12 protein-coding genes are annotated in these 14,595 nt (G+C 59.1%); 5 read left to right on the forward strand and 7 right to left on the reverse strand.

Features of this window, described 5'->3' with window-relative positions; genetic code table 11:
• Positions 1–16: 16 nt before the first annotated feature.
• Complete coding sequence (locus QRN31_RS10375) at positions 17–322, forward strand: PsiF family protein (RefSeq protein WP_222589569.1); 306 nt, start codon at positions 17–19, stop codon at positions 320–322.
• Between the two features lie 237 nt (positions 323–559).
• Entirely contained in the window at positions 560–1,573 is a 1,014-nt protein-coding gene (locus QRN31_RS10380) for an AI-2E family transporter (RefSeq protein WP_285431834.1), read from the forward strand.
• A gap of 146 nt (positions 1,574–1,719) precedes the next feature.
• On the opposite strand, the gene QRN31_RS10385 is transcribed toward QRN31_RS10380, so the two are convergent.
• Positions 1,720–2,994, reverse strand: coding sequence for an Hsp70 family protein (locus QRN31_RS10385; RefSeq protein ID WP_208670294.1), 1,275 nt, complete (start codon positions 2,992–2,994; stop codon positions 1,720–1,722).
• Positions 2,995–3,291: 297 nt separating this feature from the next.
• Here QRN31_RS10385 and QRN31_RS10390 point away from each other — a divergent pair, with 297 nt between their 5' ends.
• Together QRN31_RS10390 and QRN31_RS10395 are read left to right on the forward strand one after the other, a co-directional pair.
• Positions 3,292–4,236, forward strand: coding sequence for a DnaJ C-terminal domain-containing protein (locus QRN31_RS10390; protein ID WP_285431835.1), 945 nt, complete (start codon positions 3,292–3,294; stop codon positions 4,234–4,236).
• 23 nt (positions 4,237–4,259) lie between these two features.
• Positions 4,260–4,565 (forward strand): chaperone modulator CbpM, encoded by a 306-nt coding sequence (locus QRN31_RS10395; protein WP_285431837.1) that lies wholly within the window; start codon positions 4,260–4,262, stop codon positions 4,563–4,565.
• 143 nt (positions 4,566–4,708) lie between these two features.
• On the opposite strand, the gene QRN31_RS10400 is transcribed toward QRN31_RS10395, so the two are convergent.
• Positions 4,709–5,836 (reverse strand): sensor histidine kinase, encoded by a 1,128-nt coding sequence (locus tag QRN31_RS10400; protein ID WP_285431839.1) that lies wholly within the window; start codon positions 5,834–5,836, stop codon positions 4,709–4,711.
• Positions 5,837–6,076: 240 nt separating this feature from the next.
• On the opposite strand from QRN31_RS10400, the gene QRN31_RS10405 reads away from it, so the two are divergent.
• Complete coding sequence (locus QRN31_RS10405; RefSeq protein WP_285431841.1) at positions 6,077–10,948, forward strand: dermonecrotic toxin domain-containing protein; 4,872 nt, start codon at positions 6,077–6,079, stop codon at positions 10,946–10,948.
• 114 nt (positions 10,949–11,062) lie between these two features.
• Here the strand turns inward: QRN31_RS10405 and ureC are convergent, their stop codons facing one another.
• The 5 genes from ureC to ureA form a co-directional block, all read right to left on the reverse strand.
• Positions 11,063–12,763 carry an urease subunit alpha gene (gene ureC, locus QRN31_RS10410; protein WP_285431842.1) on the reverse strand — a complete coding sequence of 567 codons (1,701 nt, stop codon included), beginning with the start codon at positions 12,761–12,763 and terminating at the stop codon, positions 11,063–11,065.
• A gap of 131 nt (positions 12,764–12,894) precedes the next feature.
• Complete coding sequence (locus QRN31_RS10415; protein WP_109627750.1) at positions 12,895–13,203, reverse strand: urease subunit beta; 309 nt, start codon at positions 13,201–13,203, stop codon at positions 12,895–12,897.
• Positions 13,203–13,736 (reverse strand): GNAT family N-acetyltransferase, encoded by a 534-nt coding sequence (locus tag QRN31_RS10420; protein ID WP_285431844.1) that lies wholly within the window; start codon positions 13,734–13,736, stop codon positions 13,203–13,205. Before QRN31_RS10420 ends, QRN31_RS10415 begins: the two co-directional genes overlap by 1 nt.
• A 6-nt stretch (positions 13,737–13,742) precedes the next feature.
• A complete protein-coding gene (locus QRN31_RS10425; RefSeq protein ID WP_285431845.1) occupies positions 13,743–14,276 on the reverse strand; it encodes a GNAT family N-acetyltransferase in 534 nt (177 codons plus the stop codon).
• A gap of 9 nt (positions 14,277–14,285) precedes the next feature.
• Positions 14,286–14,588, reverse strand: a complete 303-nt coding sequence (ureA, locus tag QRN31_RS10430) for an urease subunit gamma (RefSeq protein ID WP_090176138.1) — start codon at positions 14,586–14,588, stop codon at positions 14,286–14,288.
• Positions 14,589–14,595: the final 7 nt, after the last annotated feature.

Consider the following 14,595-nt stretch of genomic DNA (forward strand, 5'->3'; position numbering starts at 1 on the left):
ACAAGGAGAAAACTCCATGAAGATGTTGCGTGTCCCTTTGTTGATGATCGGTTTACTGCTCTGCGCCCAAGGCTTCGCCGCCACTGAACAACAGAACAAGATGACCACCTGCAACGCCGACGCCACCGCGAAAAGCCTCAAGGGCGATGAACGCAAAGCCTTCATGAGCACCTGCCTCAAAGCCGCGCCGGCCGCCAACGACGCCAAAACCCTTACACCTCAGCAAGAGAAGATGAAAACCTGTAATGCCGATGCCACCACCAAAGCGCTGAAGGGTGATGCGCGCAAGGCGTTCATGAGTGACTGCCTGAAGAAAAAATAATCATTGGCTGGAAGATGCAGGGTTGTCAGGGCCCCATCGCGAGCAGGCTCGCTCCCACATTGGTTCGGTGAACACAGATCCACTGTGGGAGCGAGCCTGCTCGCGATGGGGGCGGCATGGGCTTTGTAAAAAAATCCGCTGAGCTCCCGACCAAGGTCGATCCACACAATCCCTAGTGCTGGCACCGGAACGCTGGCAGACTGCCAATCCTTTTTATGCCGTTCGTTTTGAGGCTGTATGCCAACGTTTTCTCAACGTCACGTCTTGCTGCTGATCAGCTGGGTCATCATCTTCGGTGGCTTGTTGCTGGTGATCCCGCTGCGATTGCTGCCCAGCCTGCTGGCCGGGTTGTTGGTGTTCGAACTGGTCAACATGCTCACCCCGCAACTGCAGCGACTGATCGAAGGTCGGCGTGCGCGCTGGCTGGCGGTGGCGTTGCTGGGGACTTTAGTGGTCAGTGTGCTGGCGCTGATCTTTGCCGGTGCCATCAGCTTTCTGCTGCACGAGGCGGAAAACCCCGGCGCTTCCCTCGATAAATTCATGCACGTGGTCGACCGTGCGCGGGGGCAACTGCCACCGTTCATCGATGCCTATTTGCCGGCCAGCGCCGCCGAATTCCGCGTGGCCATCGGCGAGTGGATGAGCAAGCACCTGAGCGAGTTGCAATTGGTGGGCAAGGACGCCGCGCACATGTTTGTGACGTTGCTGATCGGCATGGTGCTGGGCGCGATCATCGCCTTGCAGCGCGCGCCGGACGTGACCAAGCGCAAACCACTGGCTGCCGCGCTGTTCGATCGCTTGCATCTGGTGGTCCAGGCGTTTCGTAATATCGTGTTTGCCCAGATCAAGATTTCCCTGCTCAACACCTTTTTTACCGCGATCTTCCTGGTGGTGGTCTTGCCCCTGTTCGGGATCAAGTTGCCGCTGACCAAAACCCTGATCGTGCTGACCTTCCTGCTAGGCTTGCTGCCGGTCATTGGCAACCTGATGTCAAACACGCTGATCACCATCGTCGGCTTGTCGCTGTCGATCTGGGTCGCCGTGGCGGCATTGGGTTATCTGATTTTTATCCACAAGCTCGAATACTTCCTCAACGCGCGCATCGTCGGCGGGCAGATCAGTGCCAAGTCGTGGGAGTTGCTGCTGGCGATGCTGGTGTTCGAGGCGGCGTTCGGTCTGCCGGGGGTGGTGGCGGGACCGATTTATTACGCGTATCTGAAGAGCGAATTAAGGCAGATCGGGATGGTTTGATCAGGCGGATAAGCACCGATCGTTCCCACGCTCTGCGTGGGAATGCATCCCGTGACGCTCCGCGTCACAGTTTCAACAGCGGACGCAGAGCGTCCATGGCGGCATTCCCACGCAGAGCGTGGGAACGATCTTTACAGGGTTTTGGATCAGTCCATCGTGCCGTAGCGCTTCATGGCCTCAATCGCCAGGCCACTGCCGATACTGCCAAAGATGTTCCCTTCCACATGCCGCGCATTCGGCAACATCGCCGACACGCTGTTGCGCAGCGCCGGAATCCCGCTCGAACCGCCGGTGAAGAACACCGTATCGACCTGATCGACACGCACATTGGCGTCGTTCAGCAGTTGGGTAACGCTGTTGCGCACGCGCTCCAGCAGGTTGTCGATGGCCGATTCGAACAGCGCCCGGCTCAGTTCAACGCTCAACCCCGGCTCGATGCGGTCCAGCGGCACATGGCGGCTGTCGGCGTGGGTCAGCTGGATCTTGGTTTCTTCCACTTCCATGGCCAGCCAGTGACCGGCGCGTTGGTCGATCAGCTTGAACAGGCGGTCGATGCCGCCGGTGTCTTCGATGTCGTAACGCATGCTGCCCAGGGCCAGGGTCGACTTCTGCGAGTACACCGAGTTGATGGTGTGCCAGGTCGCCAGGTTCATGTGGTGGCTGGTGGGCATGTAGGCGCCGCTCTTCATGCGGCTGCCGTAGCCAAACAGCGGCATCAGCCCTTGCAGGCTCAACTGCTTGTCGAAATCGGTCCCGCCGATGTGCACGCCGCCGGTGGCAAGGATGTCGTCGTGGCGGTTGTCGTGGTTGCGGCGTTCTGGCGAGAGGCGCACCAGCGAGAAGTCGGACGTACCACCGCCGATGTCGACGATCAGCACCAACTCTTCTTTTTCGATGGTCGACTCGTAGTCGAACGCCGCCGCAATCGGTTCGTACTGGAACGACACATCCTTGAAGCCGATGGCGCGGGCCACATCCACCAGAGTGTTCTCGGCTTCCTGGTCGGCCATTTCATCGTCATCGACGAAAAACACCGGGCGACCCAGCACCACTTCCTCGAACTCCCGACCGGCGGCGGTCTCGGCGCGCTTCTTCAACTGGCCGATGAACAGGCCCAGCAGGTCCTTGAACGGCATCGCCGTCCCCAAGACACTGGTGTCGTGCTTGATCAGCTTGGAGCCGAGCAGGCTCTTGAGCGAGCGCATCAGCCGGCCTTCGTAGCCTTCCAGGTACTCGTGCAGCGCCAGCCGGCCGTACACCGGGCGGCGTTCTTCCATATTGAAGAAGACCACCGAGGGCAGGGTGATCTTGTCGTCCTCCAGCGCGATCAGCGTTTCCATGCCGGGGCGCAGCCAGCCGACGGTGGAGTTGGACGTGCCGAAGTCGATACCACAGGCACGGGCTGGAGATGCGTTTTTCATGTCTTTCGAGTTCCGGTTAAAAAACGGCCGCGCAGTGTATGCCAGTGCGGCGAATATTCGAAGGCCGACTATCCGCTAAATCTCGGCTATTAGCGCCTTGAAAGACTATCCTTTGCCCCAAACTTGTCTGCATTGGCCCTGGCAGCCACCGGACGGTCAAAAGAACCCCCGACTGCTGCCGATAAACTTCTGATGCGCTGCCCGGTCACAACCTTGAGATCGGTCAAGCTGGCGGCTGGTAATGAGCGCATGCTGACAGTGGTAGCGCGATTTCGATAACGGATGGTGATTCCCTCGATGGACTTCAAAGACTATTACAAGATTCTCGGTGTGGAGCCGACGGCTGACGATAAGGCGATCAAGGCCGCCTATCGCAAGCTCGCACGCAAATACCACCCGGACGTCAGCAAGGAAAAGGATGCCGAGGCGAAGTTCAAGGACGCCTCGGAGGCTTATGAAGCGCTGAAAAGCGCCGACAAGCGTGCCGAATATGACGACTTACGCAAATACGGCCAGCACGGCCAACCGTTCCAGGGCCCGCCAGGCTGGCAGGGGCGTGGCGGTTTTGGCGGTGGTCAGGACACGGGGGATTTCTCGGACTTCTTCAGTTCGATCTTTGGCAACCGTGGCGGTGGTGGTTTTGGTGGTGCACAGCCGGGCCGAAGCGCCGGGCGTCGAGGGCAAGACGTGGAAATGGAATTACCGATTTTCCTGGAAGAATCCCTCTCGACCGAGTCGAAGAAGGTCACTTTCCAGGTGCCGCAGTACAATGCCGCAGGTCAACATGTCAGCAATACCAGCAAAAGCCTGAACGTGAAGATCCCGGCAGGCGTGGCCGACGGCGAGCGTATCCGCCTCAAGGGCCAGGGCGCGCCGGGCATCGGTGGCGGGGCCAATGGCGACTTGTTCCTGATCATTCGTTTTGCGCCACATCCGAAATTCGATGTGGAGGGCGAAAACCTGATTATCACGTTGCCGCTGGCACCGTGGGAATTGGCATTGGGCGCCGAAGTGGCCGTGCCGACCCTGACGGGCAAGATCAACCTCAAGGTCCCGGCCGGTAGCCAGAATGGTCAGCGCATGCGTGCCAAGGGGCACGGCTTGCTGAACAAGGCCGGTCATCGAGGTTATCTGTTCGTGCAGCTCAAGGCTGTCATGCCCAAAACCTCGAACGACGAGGTCAAGGTGCTGTGGGAGGAGTTGGCGAAAAAAGCCGCTTTCAACCCAAGAGAAAACTTCTGATCCAAGAGACGGAGTAGCCCATCATGAGCAACCCCCTGATCGTTCAACTGGACATGGCAGAATTCTGTGAGGCGACCGAGCTGTCGGACGTCTACGTGATCGAAATCGTCGAACACGGCATCCTCGAACCTCAGGGCAAGCAGCCCAAGGATTGGCGTTTCACCGATTATGAACTGGTGCTGGCCAAGCGTGCCGCCAAGCTGCGGCGCGATCTGGAGCTGGAATGGGAAGGCGTCGCCCTGGCGCTGGACCTGCTTGACGAGGTCCAGCAACTGCGGGCCGAGAACCGCATGCTCAGGCAGCGGCTGGGGCGGTTGGTGGTTGAGTAGGTGTTCTGATGATTTTGCGTTGCCTGTTCGGGCGCTATCGCGAGCAGGCTCGCTCCCACCGTTAACCGGGTTCCTTCAGACGCAATACGGTCGAATGTGGGAGCGAGCCTGCTCGCGATGAACGATAACGCGGTCTGTCAGCATTAAACGTTCCGTGGCAACACCACGGTAAACAACGTGCCATCTGTCTGATTCGAGATAACGTCGATGGTCCCGCCGTGCGCATCGACCACTTCCTTGACGATAAACAATCCCAGGCCAAGGCTGGTCGTCGGTTGCCCGAGGTCTTCGCTGGCGCTGCGCACCAATGGATCGAAGAGGGTGGGGATAGCATCATCGGGAATCGGCACGCCAAAGTTATGCACAGTCAGGCGCACCGAGTCCGGCTCGCCGGTGACGGTGACGGTGACATCACGTTTGTTCAAGCCATGCTGCAACGCATTGCCGATCAGGTTCTGTAACAGCTGATCGAGTCGCCCGGCATCCCAGACACCACGGGTATCGCCGACCACCCTCACTATTGGATCGCATTCCGGGTTACCGGCGCATGCCTCGGCAATCGCCGCATGCGCGGCATCGGCCAGGTCCATGGGCTTGGGCTCGATCGGCAGGCTCTTGCCCAACCGGCTGCGGACCAACTCCAGCAAATCGCTGACCATCACTGCCATGTGCCGCGCGCCACGCTTGATATTGATTGCGCACGTCAGCGCATCACCTTCAAGCGTCGCTTTGCGCAGCAGCAACTCGGTGGACATGCTCACGGCCTGCAACGGCGCGCGCAGGTCATGACCGAGTATCGCCAGGAACAGATCGCGCGAGTGATTGACCTGTTCGGCATACGCCGCGGTGGACTCTGCCAGTGCCTCATCAATCGCTTCGTTGAAACGGATCATGTCCTGCAAGTAAGCCAGGTCCGGCACTTCCAGGCTGCTGACCCACATCCGAATCACACAGGCACGCAAATGGCGGAATTCGCTGGTCATCTGCACCAGGTCGAACCCTACGGTGTGGCGCAACTCACCATGACTTGCACCTGCTTCATCCAGACTCGGGGTTTTTTCCGGGCCTTCGCCCTTGGCCTTTGCGAGTTGTTCGCTGGCGGTTTGCGCGGTGGTCATGTCCCGTGCCGCCGCCAGCAGAATCGCCTTGGCGTGGTCGCGCAAGGCAATGCGATCCATGTTAATGGCGGCCGGAGTGATCGTTTTAGCGAACTGTTCCCATTCATCAACGATACGATCTACGTGCTGCCTGATGAATTCGGATAAGCGCATGACCGTTACCTGGCTGAAAAGTCTTGGCATCTTATCTCCTTTACCCACGGGTAAAAACTACCGCTGGCAAGCCGGATCATGTTTGCCCATTCCCTGGGTGGTATTTAGTTATTTTTCAGGTCCTGAAGTTGGGTGTTGTTATTGGTTTTGGGACTGTTTCCAAGCAGTTATTTAAACTTTTGTTTTTGCCGTCATTGAATAAGCTGGACGCTCTATTGAACGCATAGGGATACATGCGTAATGAATGAATTATCAGAAGGATCTGTGTCGGGTATTTCTGCGGATAATCCGGCAGGCGGCAATAGGTATTTGAATTACCTGGCAGCCAGTGTTCCAGCGCTTATAAAAAGCCCCTCCCTGTCAAAACGTGTAGCGAAGGCAACACGGGCGGCTGATTTCCCTGAGTGGTATGTCAAGGCAAGCGCTATCGACCGTCAGTACCTCAAGGAACTCGGCAACGAACGTTGGCGGTTGCAAGACAGTCTGGATGACACGCTGGGTGACCTGAAAAAGGACATCAATGAGTACGCAGAACCGTTGCTCATTCAAGCCCTGCAAGAAAAGCTGAGCCTGGAACTGGATGTGCGGACCACGACGATTCGGCTTTACGTGCCAGCCCTGCTGGGGTTTGGCATCGACACCAATGCCAGCCGACTCAGGGAGTCAACCCTGCTGGAGGCCGCGCTGCACAACTTCGAGGACGCTGAAACCCGTGCCGGCGCCTTTCGCGACGGCTCCGGTATTTTCATCACCGATGCCGAAGGTGAGCTGCAACGTCATTCGTTGACCATCGAAAGTTTTGCGAGCCTTTGCCGGGAGCTGGACCTCGGTGCGCAGTACCAGCGGCACATCACTGGCTTGTTGAATCCTGCCCGGGCCGAGGCGAAGGCGTCTCTCGAACGACACTTCATCGGCACCGAAAAGGCCGCGTTCAATGAGTCAGCACTGAATGCGTATTTAAAAGGCGATGTCAGCGCTTATGGCTACGGCAAACTAAAACAACTGCGCGATGAGCAGACAAACATCCTGATGGGGCGTCGCCCTTTACAGTCCCATCGATTGACGCTGATGGGCGTAAAGTTAAGCGGTATTGTGCTGTTCAGTGCGGTGGCTGATCCCACGCAGATAAAAAAATTTTACGACGGTCTGACTCCTGACTATCAGCAAGCGCTGATGGAGTGGTCCCGGCAATTGGCAGTTTTGCCCGACCAGCTGTTTGATCAGTTCAAGCTGCTCAAGGCTTTTTTTGCCAACGGCCCCAGCGGCGTTGCCGAAGAAATGCTGCGCAGAGACGATATCTACAAGCAAAACCGGCTTGAAGGCACCCTGATTGCCTACGTGCCCGATGATCCTGATCACCCTTTGAAAGAGTACGACTCCTTCACCGATTTCATGAAGGAGCTGACAAGCCAGCTGCGCTCCTCGGACTACCAACAGTTCTTCAGCCGCTTCGTGCCGCAAAAAGACAAAGGACAGTTTTTTACTCGCGTCAAAGAGCGCTTTAGCACCTTCACCTGGCAACAACGCGAACCGTTGAGCATGGGGCCGTGGTGGCGAGAGACGGCGGTGGAAAATCCCGATGCTGAACCGGTCACCAACGTGATTGACGGTTTGCTCTGGCCTGCGCTCGGCCGATGGCGGTGCGATAAGGCCATCGCGGATTCGCGGCACATTGCCGTTCCCACTGGCGATGAAGATGCCAACGCCCGTTGGGCACGATTGAGCAGCTACGTGAGCATCGGCTGGAACGTATTCAACTTCGGCGCGATGCTGGTGCCGGGTCTGGGAGAGGCGATGCTGGGCGTCATGGTCGGGCAAATGGTCCTCGAAACCATGGAGGGCATCGAAGACTGGAGCAAGGGCGACAAGGACGAAGCGGCGGCATTGTTGACCGGTGTCCTGATCAATGCGGCCCAGCTGGCCATCATGGGAGCAGGACATGTGTTGCCGACGGGCGCAGCGGCGGCGATCAAGCCTTCGGCATTTGTCGACCAGCTAAAACCGGTGGTGCTCGCTGACGGCAAGACCCGCCTCTGGAACCCGGACTTGAACCCGTATGAGCATCAAGTCAGTTTGAGTTCCGACTCGACGCCCAACGAGCGAGGCCTTCACGCGCACGGCGATAAGCAGTTGCTGCCGCGCGACGGCAAATACTTCGCGGTGCAGGACGATCCACTGACCGGCCAGCCAAGGATGCAGCATCCGGACCGGCCCACAGCTTACCAGCCAAAGCTTGACCACGATGGCGCCGGTACCTGGCACACCGAACTCGACCGCCCTGTCGAGTGGACTTCGGCCGAGCTCATGCGTGGGCTGGGGACGAAGTCAGAAGCGTTCGATGATGCAATGCTTGAACGCATCCGTATCGCCAGTGGTATCGAAGAAGATGTGTTGCGTCGGCTGCATGTGGAAAACGAAGCGCCGCCCGCATTGCTGGTCGACACCCTCAACCGGTTCAAGGCGTGGGCGGAAACGGGGAAGCTGCCTGAGAACGACCAGTCAAACATTGCCGACGCCAGGACGCTTCAGGACACCTTTGCGCAATTGCCTGCCAACATGGCAGAGGAGCTACTGAGCGCCGCTGATCCGGCTGATTTGCGAGTGCTGGCCGAGCAAAAGCGTATTGGCTTGCACCTCAGGCAACAGGCGCGCGCCGCCTCGCTGGAGGTGCGTCTGGCGCGTGCCTATGAAGGACTGTTCCTTGATTCACTGCAGGCGCCGGATACGGAAAAACTGGCACTGCATAGCCTGGAAAGCTTGCCGAACTGGCCGCAAGAGGTGCGCATCGAAATTCGCGAGCATTCTTTCACTGGCCGTCTGCGCGACAGCATTGGCCCAGAAGAAGCGGATGTACGCAAAGTCCTGGTCAGCACGGAGAACGGTTATGAAGCGCGGGATGCCGAGGACAACCATCTGCACGGCGCCGATGACCTGTTTTCTTCGGTATTGCATGCACTGCCTGACGCTGAACGCAAAGCACTGGGTTTTGAAATCAATCAAGGCTCGACACTCAAGCACACCGTTCAAAATGCGCCGTTGGCGCGTGACCAGCTGCGTCCGATACTGGCGGACAGCCCACTGCGCAAGCCGGCCTATGATCCCGAGACGATGAAGCTGTTCGGTGGAATGCCTCTTCCTAAAGGCATTCGACGGCTCACCGGACGCCTGACGTTGCAGGAACGCGTCAGGAGCGTGCGGCCGGGCTGGACGGAGGAGCAAGCCCAGGCTTATCTGGACGGTGCCGGCGACGAGGCTGACCCGGAGCTGCGGGCCAGCGCGCTGGAAGCGGAATTCAACCGCCTCAATTCCAACTTCCAGCGCTGGCTGAATTCGCCGACCGAAGCGTACAGGTTCAGCCCTGCCGGCGTTGCCGAATGGCAGTCCAGAAACTCACTTTACAAGGCCATTCGGCAGTGCTGGCAGCAAACCGCTCCCAGGGATGTGGACTCTTTCGAGAATCTGCAGGGGACGGTGCTTGACCTCAGGAATATGCCCTTGGGGCGGCACTTGGGGACCATGCCTCCTCTGGACGCCAATTTTCAGCACGTGACCTGCCTGAACTTGCTGGGCACTGAAATGACCGACGCTCACGTCGCCTTTCTTGATCATTTCCCCAAACTCCGTTCGCTCAACCTCACCGGCAACCGGCTCACGCATTTTCCCAGTGCCGTGGGGCGAATGATTGGGCTGACCGAGTTGTACCTCGCCAATAACCGGATTGTGCTGGATATGCAGGGCGCTACGTATTTGAGATGGCTTACCCGCCTTCAAAGTCTGGATCTTCAGGGGAACCCGCTGGGTCGAGTGCCGGATATCGGCGGCATGCGCCTGCTGCATACGGTGATGCTGGGCGATACCGGCATTGATACCTGGCCGGACGGATTGTTTTCTCAACCCCGATTCCGGCATTTTTACTTGAATCTGCAACGCAATGAACTGACGGTCATCCCTCGGGCTACGCCCGGCTCTGTCGGGGCGGAGATGTTGGCGCGGACGGTAGTGAGCCGGGAACGGCAGTGGATGTCGGCCGATACTCTGAACACGCTCAGAAACTACATCAGGTCCGTCGGCCTGGACCCCGATCGCCCGTATCCGCCTCGTGGTGTGCGCGACAGCCTTGATTGGGAGGAAGGCCTGACGCGGCGAGATTGGGTCGCCAAACAGGCGATATGGAACAGTGTCGAGGACGAATTCGGTTCGGTGCCTTTTTTCAATAAGATCAGGAAGCTCACTGAGTCCAGCCATTTCCAAAACGACAACGCATTCAGAGTGGACATGACGAGCAAGGTCTGGCGAATGCTCGAAGCGATGTCCAAGGACAGTGAGTTGCGGCGCAACCTTTTTGTCATGGGCAGGGACGAGGCTACCAACTGTGTGGATGCCGGGGCCCAGTTGTTCAATTCAATGGGTGTGGAGGTGCTGATCCACGAAGCTTATGAGCTGAGGAGTCCAAGCCTCGTGGAGGCTGAACTGGTGCAGCTTGCCAGAGGCAAATCCCGTCTGGATGAGTTGAGCCGGATTGCCCACCAAGTGGTCGCCAAACGACTGGCGGGCGGTGAACGATTCATGGTGGTCGATGCCAATGGTGTTGTTTCGGGGAGCATCGATGAGGTCCAGGTACATCTGGGCTACATGACGGACCTGGCCGAGCGACTGGATCTGCCCTGGCAATCCCGTGATCTGCAGTTCCGCACGTACACGGGCGTCACGTCTGAGATGATCGAAGATGCCTATCGGCGGGTACTGGATCTGGAGGCCGGCGATTTGCTGCGTGATTCAATCAGTGAACAGCCGTTCTGGACGTCTTACATCCAGGGCTCGAATCGTCGCGCGTTCAAGGTGTTCAGGCGTCGAATCGATGCGACGACGGAGTTCTTCATGGCGCTTGATAAGCGCGCGACCGAACAGGATCTTTCGCTTGAGGCAAAGGCCGGCCTGAAAGAGGAACTGAGGGTGCTCGCCGCAGAGCTGGGCAAACCGGACAGCGAGATTGGCCCGGGGCAAGTCATGAGCAATGAGGCCTATGCTGCCGAGTTGAACTTGATCGACACCGAGATGAAAACGCTGCTGAAGACCCTGACCCAACAGGCGATGGATCGGGCGAAGCTGTAAAGGGTGGAGATACCCTTTACGGTTGAACCGAGCAACTGATTGACCTGAAAATACAGCCGTCCCGGCACGAAGATTGACGCCCTTCGTGCCGGGTTTTTTATGCCTGACTGGAAATCAAAACAGAAAATACCGCTGGGCCATTGGCAACACATCCGCCGGCTCGCACCAGAGCAAGACACCGTCAGCCTTGACTTGATACGTCTGCGGGTCGACGTCGATCTTCGGCAGGTAATCGTTGTGAATCAGATCGCTTTTCTGCACCTCGCGACAGCCTTTGACCACCGCGATTTTCTTTTTTAGCCCCAACGCTTCGGGCAATCCCGCCGCCAACGCCGCCTGACTGATAAAGGTCAGGCTGGTGGCGTGCAATGAGCCGCCGTAGCTGGCGAACATCGGGCGGTAGTGCACCGGTTGCGGCGTCGGGATCGAGGCGTTGGCATCGCCCATCAGGCTGGCCGCAATGGCACCGCCCTTGAGGATCAGTGTCGGTTTGACCCCGAAGAACGCTGGCCGCCAGAGCACCAGATCAGCCCATTTACCCACTTCGACCGAGCCCACTTCGTGGCTGATGCCGTGGGTGATTGCCGGGTTGATGGTGTACTTGGCGATGTAGCGTTTGGCGCGGAAGTTGTCGTTGCCTTCGCCATCCCCCGGCAGCGCGCCGCGCTGTTTTTTCATCTTGTCGGCGGTCTGCCAGGTGCGGGTGATGACCTCGCCGACGCGGCCCATGGCCTGGCTGTCAGAGCTGATCATCGAGAACGCGCCGAGGTCGTGAAGGATGTCTTCGGCGGCGATGGTTTCGCGGCGGATGCGGCTTTCAGCGAAGGCCACGTCTTCGGCAATGCTCGGGTCAAGGTGGTGACAGACCATCAGCATGTCGAGATGCTCGTCGATGGTGTTGCGGGTGAACGGCCGGGTCGGGTTGGTCGAACTCGGCAACACGTTGGCAAAGCCACAGGCCTTGATGATGTCCGGCGCGTGACCGCCGCCCGCACCTTCGGTGTGGTAGGTGTGAATCGTGCGGCCCTTGAAAGCGGCGAGGGTGGTTTCGACAAAACCGGACTCGTTGAGGGTGTCGGTGTGGATGGCAACCTGGACGTCGTATTGGTCGGCCACTGTCAGGCAGTTGTCGATGCTCGCGGGCGTGGTGCCCCAGTCTTCGTGCAACTTCAGGCCGATGGCGCCGGCCTTGACCTGTTCGATCAGCGGTTCCGGCAGGCTCGCGTTGCCCTTGCCGGTGAAACCGATGTTCATCGGAAACGCGTCGGCGGCCTGAAGCATGCGCGCCAGGTGCCACGGCCCGGAGGTGCACGTCGTGGCGTTGGTGCCGGTGGCAGGGCCGGTGCCGCCGCCGATCATGGTGGTGACGCCGCTCATCAGGGCTTCTTCGATCTGCTGCGGGCAGATGAAATGGATGTGCGTGTCGATGCCGCCAGCGGTGAGGATCATGCCTTCACCGGCGATCACTTCGGTGCTGGCGCCGATGGCGATGGTCACGTCCGGTTGCACGTCTGGATTGCCGGCCTTGCCGATCCCGGCGATGCGCCCGTCCTTGAGGCCGACGTCGGCCTTGACGATGCCCCAATGGTCGACGATCAGGGCGTTGGTGATCACCGTATCGACGACTTCGGCCGCCAGTAACTGGCTTTGACCCTGGCCATCACGGATGACTTTTCCGCCACCGAATTTCACTTCTTCGCCGTAAGTGGTGAAGTCTTTTTCCACTTCGATCCACAGCTCGGTATCGGCCAGGCGGACCTTGTCACCGACGGTGGGGCCGAACATGTCGGCGTAGGCCTGACGGGAAATTTTCATTGGGATTCCTTGCACAAATTGATCGTTCCCACGCTCTGCGTGGGAATGCCGCCATGGACGCTCTGCGTCCGCCGTTATGTGACGCGGAGCGTCACGGGATGCATTCCCACGGGGACCGTGGGAACGATCAGTCAGTCGAGATCGCCCATGATCCTGCCGGCAAACCCGAACACCCGGCGATGCCCGGCCAGGTCGACCAGCTCGACCTCGCGGCTCTGCCCCGGTTCGAAGCGCACGGCGGTGCCGGCGGGGATGTTCAGGCGCATGCCGCGGCTGGCGGCGCGGTCGAAAGTCAGGGCGTCGTTGGTTTCGAAAAAGTGGTAATGCGAACCGACCTGGATCGGCCGGTCACCGCTGTTGGCCACTTTCAGACTGACAGTGCGTCGGCCCACGTTAAGCTCGATGTCGCCGGGCTGGATCTGGTATTCACCGGGAATCATCAATGGGCTCCTTGGAGGATTTTGTAGTAGAGGGCGGTTGGTTTGTACCGGCCGCTCGGGTCGCAGGCGTAGTCGGGGATTTCACCCGCCTTGGTGTAGCCCAGGGCTTTGTAGAAGTCTTCGGCGGGGGAGCCGGCCTCGGTGTCGAGGTAAAGCATGCCGCGCTTGTGCTGGAGGGCTGCCTGTTCCAGTGCATTCATCAACTGTTGGCCCAGACCCCGGCGACGCGCGTGTTCACGCACCAGCAGCTTCTGCACTTCGGCACGGTTCAGGCCATTGGCTTTCTGGCACAAGGTCAGTTGCACGCTGGCCTGGACCTGTTCGTCCTTGACCACCACCCACAACAGCACGTTGCCTTTGTTCAGGTTGTCCTGAACCTCATCGAAATAGGCGCGTGCCTGGGTGGCGTCCAGATTGGCCATGAACCCGACGCTGGCGCCATAACCGACGGCGTCGAGCAGCAGGTCAATCAATCCCTGACGATAGTGCGCAAAGCTTTCAACATTGACGCGTCGCAGTTGGGCGGGGTTCATCGGGCGTTACTCCTTGCTGGCAGTCGGTGGCTCCGCGCCAGGATTGAGGGTCAGTTGCATGAAAGTCAGGTCCAGCCAGCGGCCAAACTTGGTGCCCACCTGGGGCATCTGACCGGTGATCACGAATCCGGCCCGTTCATGTAGACGAATAGAAGCGGCGTTGCCGCTTTCGATGGCGGCCACCATCACGTGCTTGTCGCAGCCTTTGGCGCGCTCGATCAATACGTCCATCAGGCGCGGACCCAGGCCGTTGCCCCGCTGGTCGCTGCGCACGTAGACCGAATGCTCGACGGTGTGGCGGAAACCGTCGAACGGCCGCCAGTCACCAAATGAAGCGTAGCCCAGCACGCTGTTATCGCCGTCGACGATCACAAGAATCGGATAACCCTGGGATTGGCGCGCACTGAACCAGGCCTGACGGTTGCCCAGGTCTACGGCCTGTTCGTTCCAGATCGCCGTGGTGTTGAGCACGGCGTCGTTGTAGATGTCGCGGATCGCCGGCAGGTCGGCATGCACGGCGTCACGGATGAGGTAGGTCATGGCTCGGCCTCAGGCGATGGGTTGGTGGACGGTGACCAGTTTGGTGCCGTCGGGGAACGTCGCTTCGACCTGGATCTCCGGGATCATTTCCGGGATGCCTTCCATCACTTGATCGCGGTTCAGCAGGGTCGTGCCAAAGTGCATCAGTTCGGCCACGGTCCGGCCATCGCGGGCACCTTCGAGCAGCGCGGCAGAAATGTAGGCCATGGCCTCCGGGTAATTGAGTTTCACGCCGCGCGCCAGACGCCGCTCGGCCACGAGGCCGGCGGTGAAGATCAGCAGCTTGTCTTTTTCACGTGGGGTCAGGTCCATCGTTGGA

The sequence above is a fragment of the Pseudomonas sp. fls2-241-R2A-110 genome, assembly GCF_030209165.1.
GTDB lineage: Bacteria > Pseudomonadota > Gammaproteobacteria > Pseudomonadales > Pseudomonadaceae > Aquipseudomonas.

Coding starts and splice junctions, on each gene's coding strand:
- QRN31_RS10375 (WP_222589569.1), top strand. CDS start 17: ATGAAGATGTTGCGTGTCCCTTTGTTGATGATCGGTTTACTGCTCTGC.
- QRN31_RS10380 (WP_285431834.1), top strand. CDS start 560: ATGCCAACGTTTTCTCAACGTCACGTCTTGCTGCTGATCAGCTGGGTC.
- QRN31_RS10385 (WP_208670294.1), bottom strand. CDS start 2,994: ATGAAAAACGCATCTCCAGCCCGTGCCTGTGGTATCGACTTCGGCACG.
- QRN31_RS10390 (WP_285431835.1), top strand. CDS start 3,292: ATGGACTTCAAAGACTATTACAAGATTCTCGGTGTGGAGCCGACGGCT.
- QRN31_RS10395 (WP_285431837.1), top strand. CDS start 4,260: ATGAGCAACCCCCTGATCGTTCAACTGGACATGGCAGAATTCTGTGAG.
- QRN31_RS10400 (WP_285431839.1), bottom strand. CDS start 5,836: ATGCGCTTATCCGAATTCATCAGGCAGCACGTAGATCGTATCGTTGAT.
- QRN31_RS10405 (WP_285431841.1), top strand. CDS start 6,077: ATGAATGAATTATCAGAAGGATCTGTGTCGGGTATTTCTGCGGATAAT.
- ureC (WP_285431842.1), bottom strand. CDS start 12,763: ATGAAAATTTCCCGTCAGGCCTACGCCGACATGTTCGGCCCCACCGTC.
- QRN31_RS10415 (WP_109627750.1), bottom strand. CDS start 13,203: ATGATTCCCGGTGAATACCAGATCCAGCCCGGCGACATCGAGCTTAAC.
- QRN31_RS10420 (WP_285431844.1), bottom strand. CDS start 13,736: ATGAACCCCGCCCAACTGCGACGCGTCAATGTTGAAAGCTTTGCGCAC.
- QRN31_RS10425 (WP_285431845.1), bottom strand. CDS start 14,276: ATGACCTACCTCATCCGTGACGCCGTGCATGCCGACCTGCCGGCGATC.
- ureA (WP_090176138.1), bottom strand. CDS start 14,588: ATGGACCTGACCCCACGTGAAAAAGACAAGCTGCTGATCTTCACCGCC.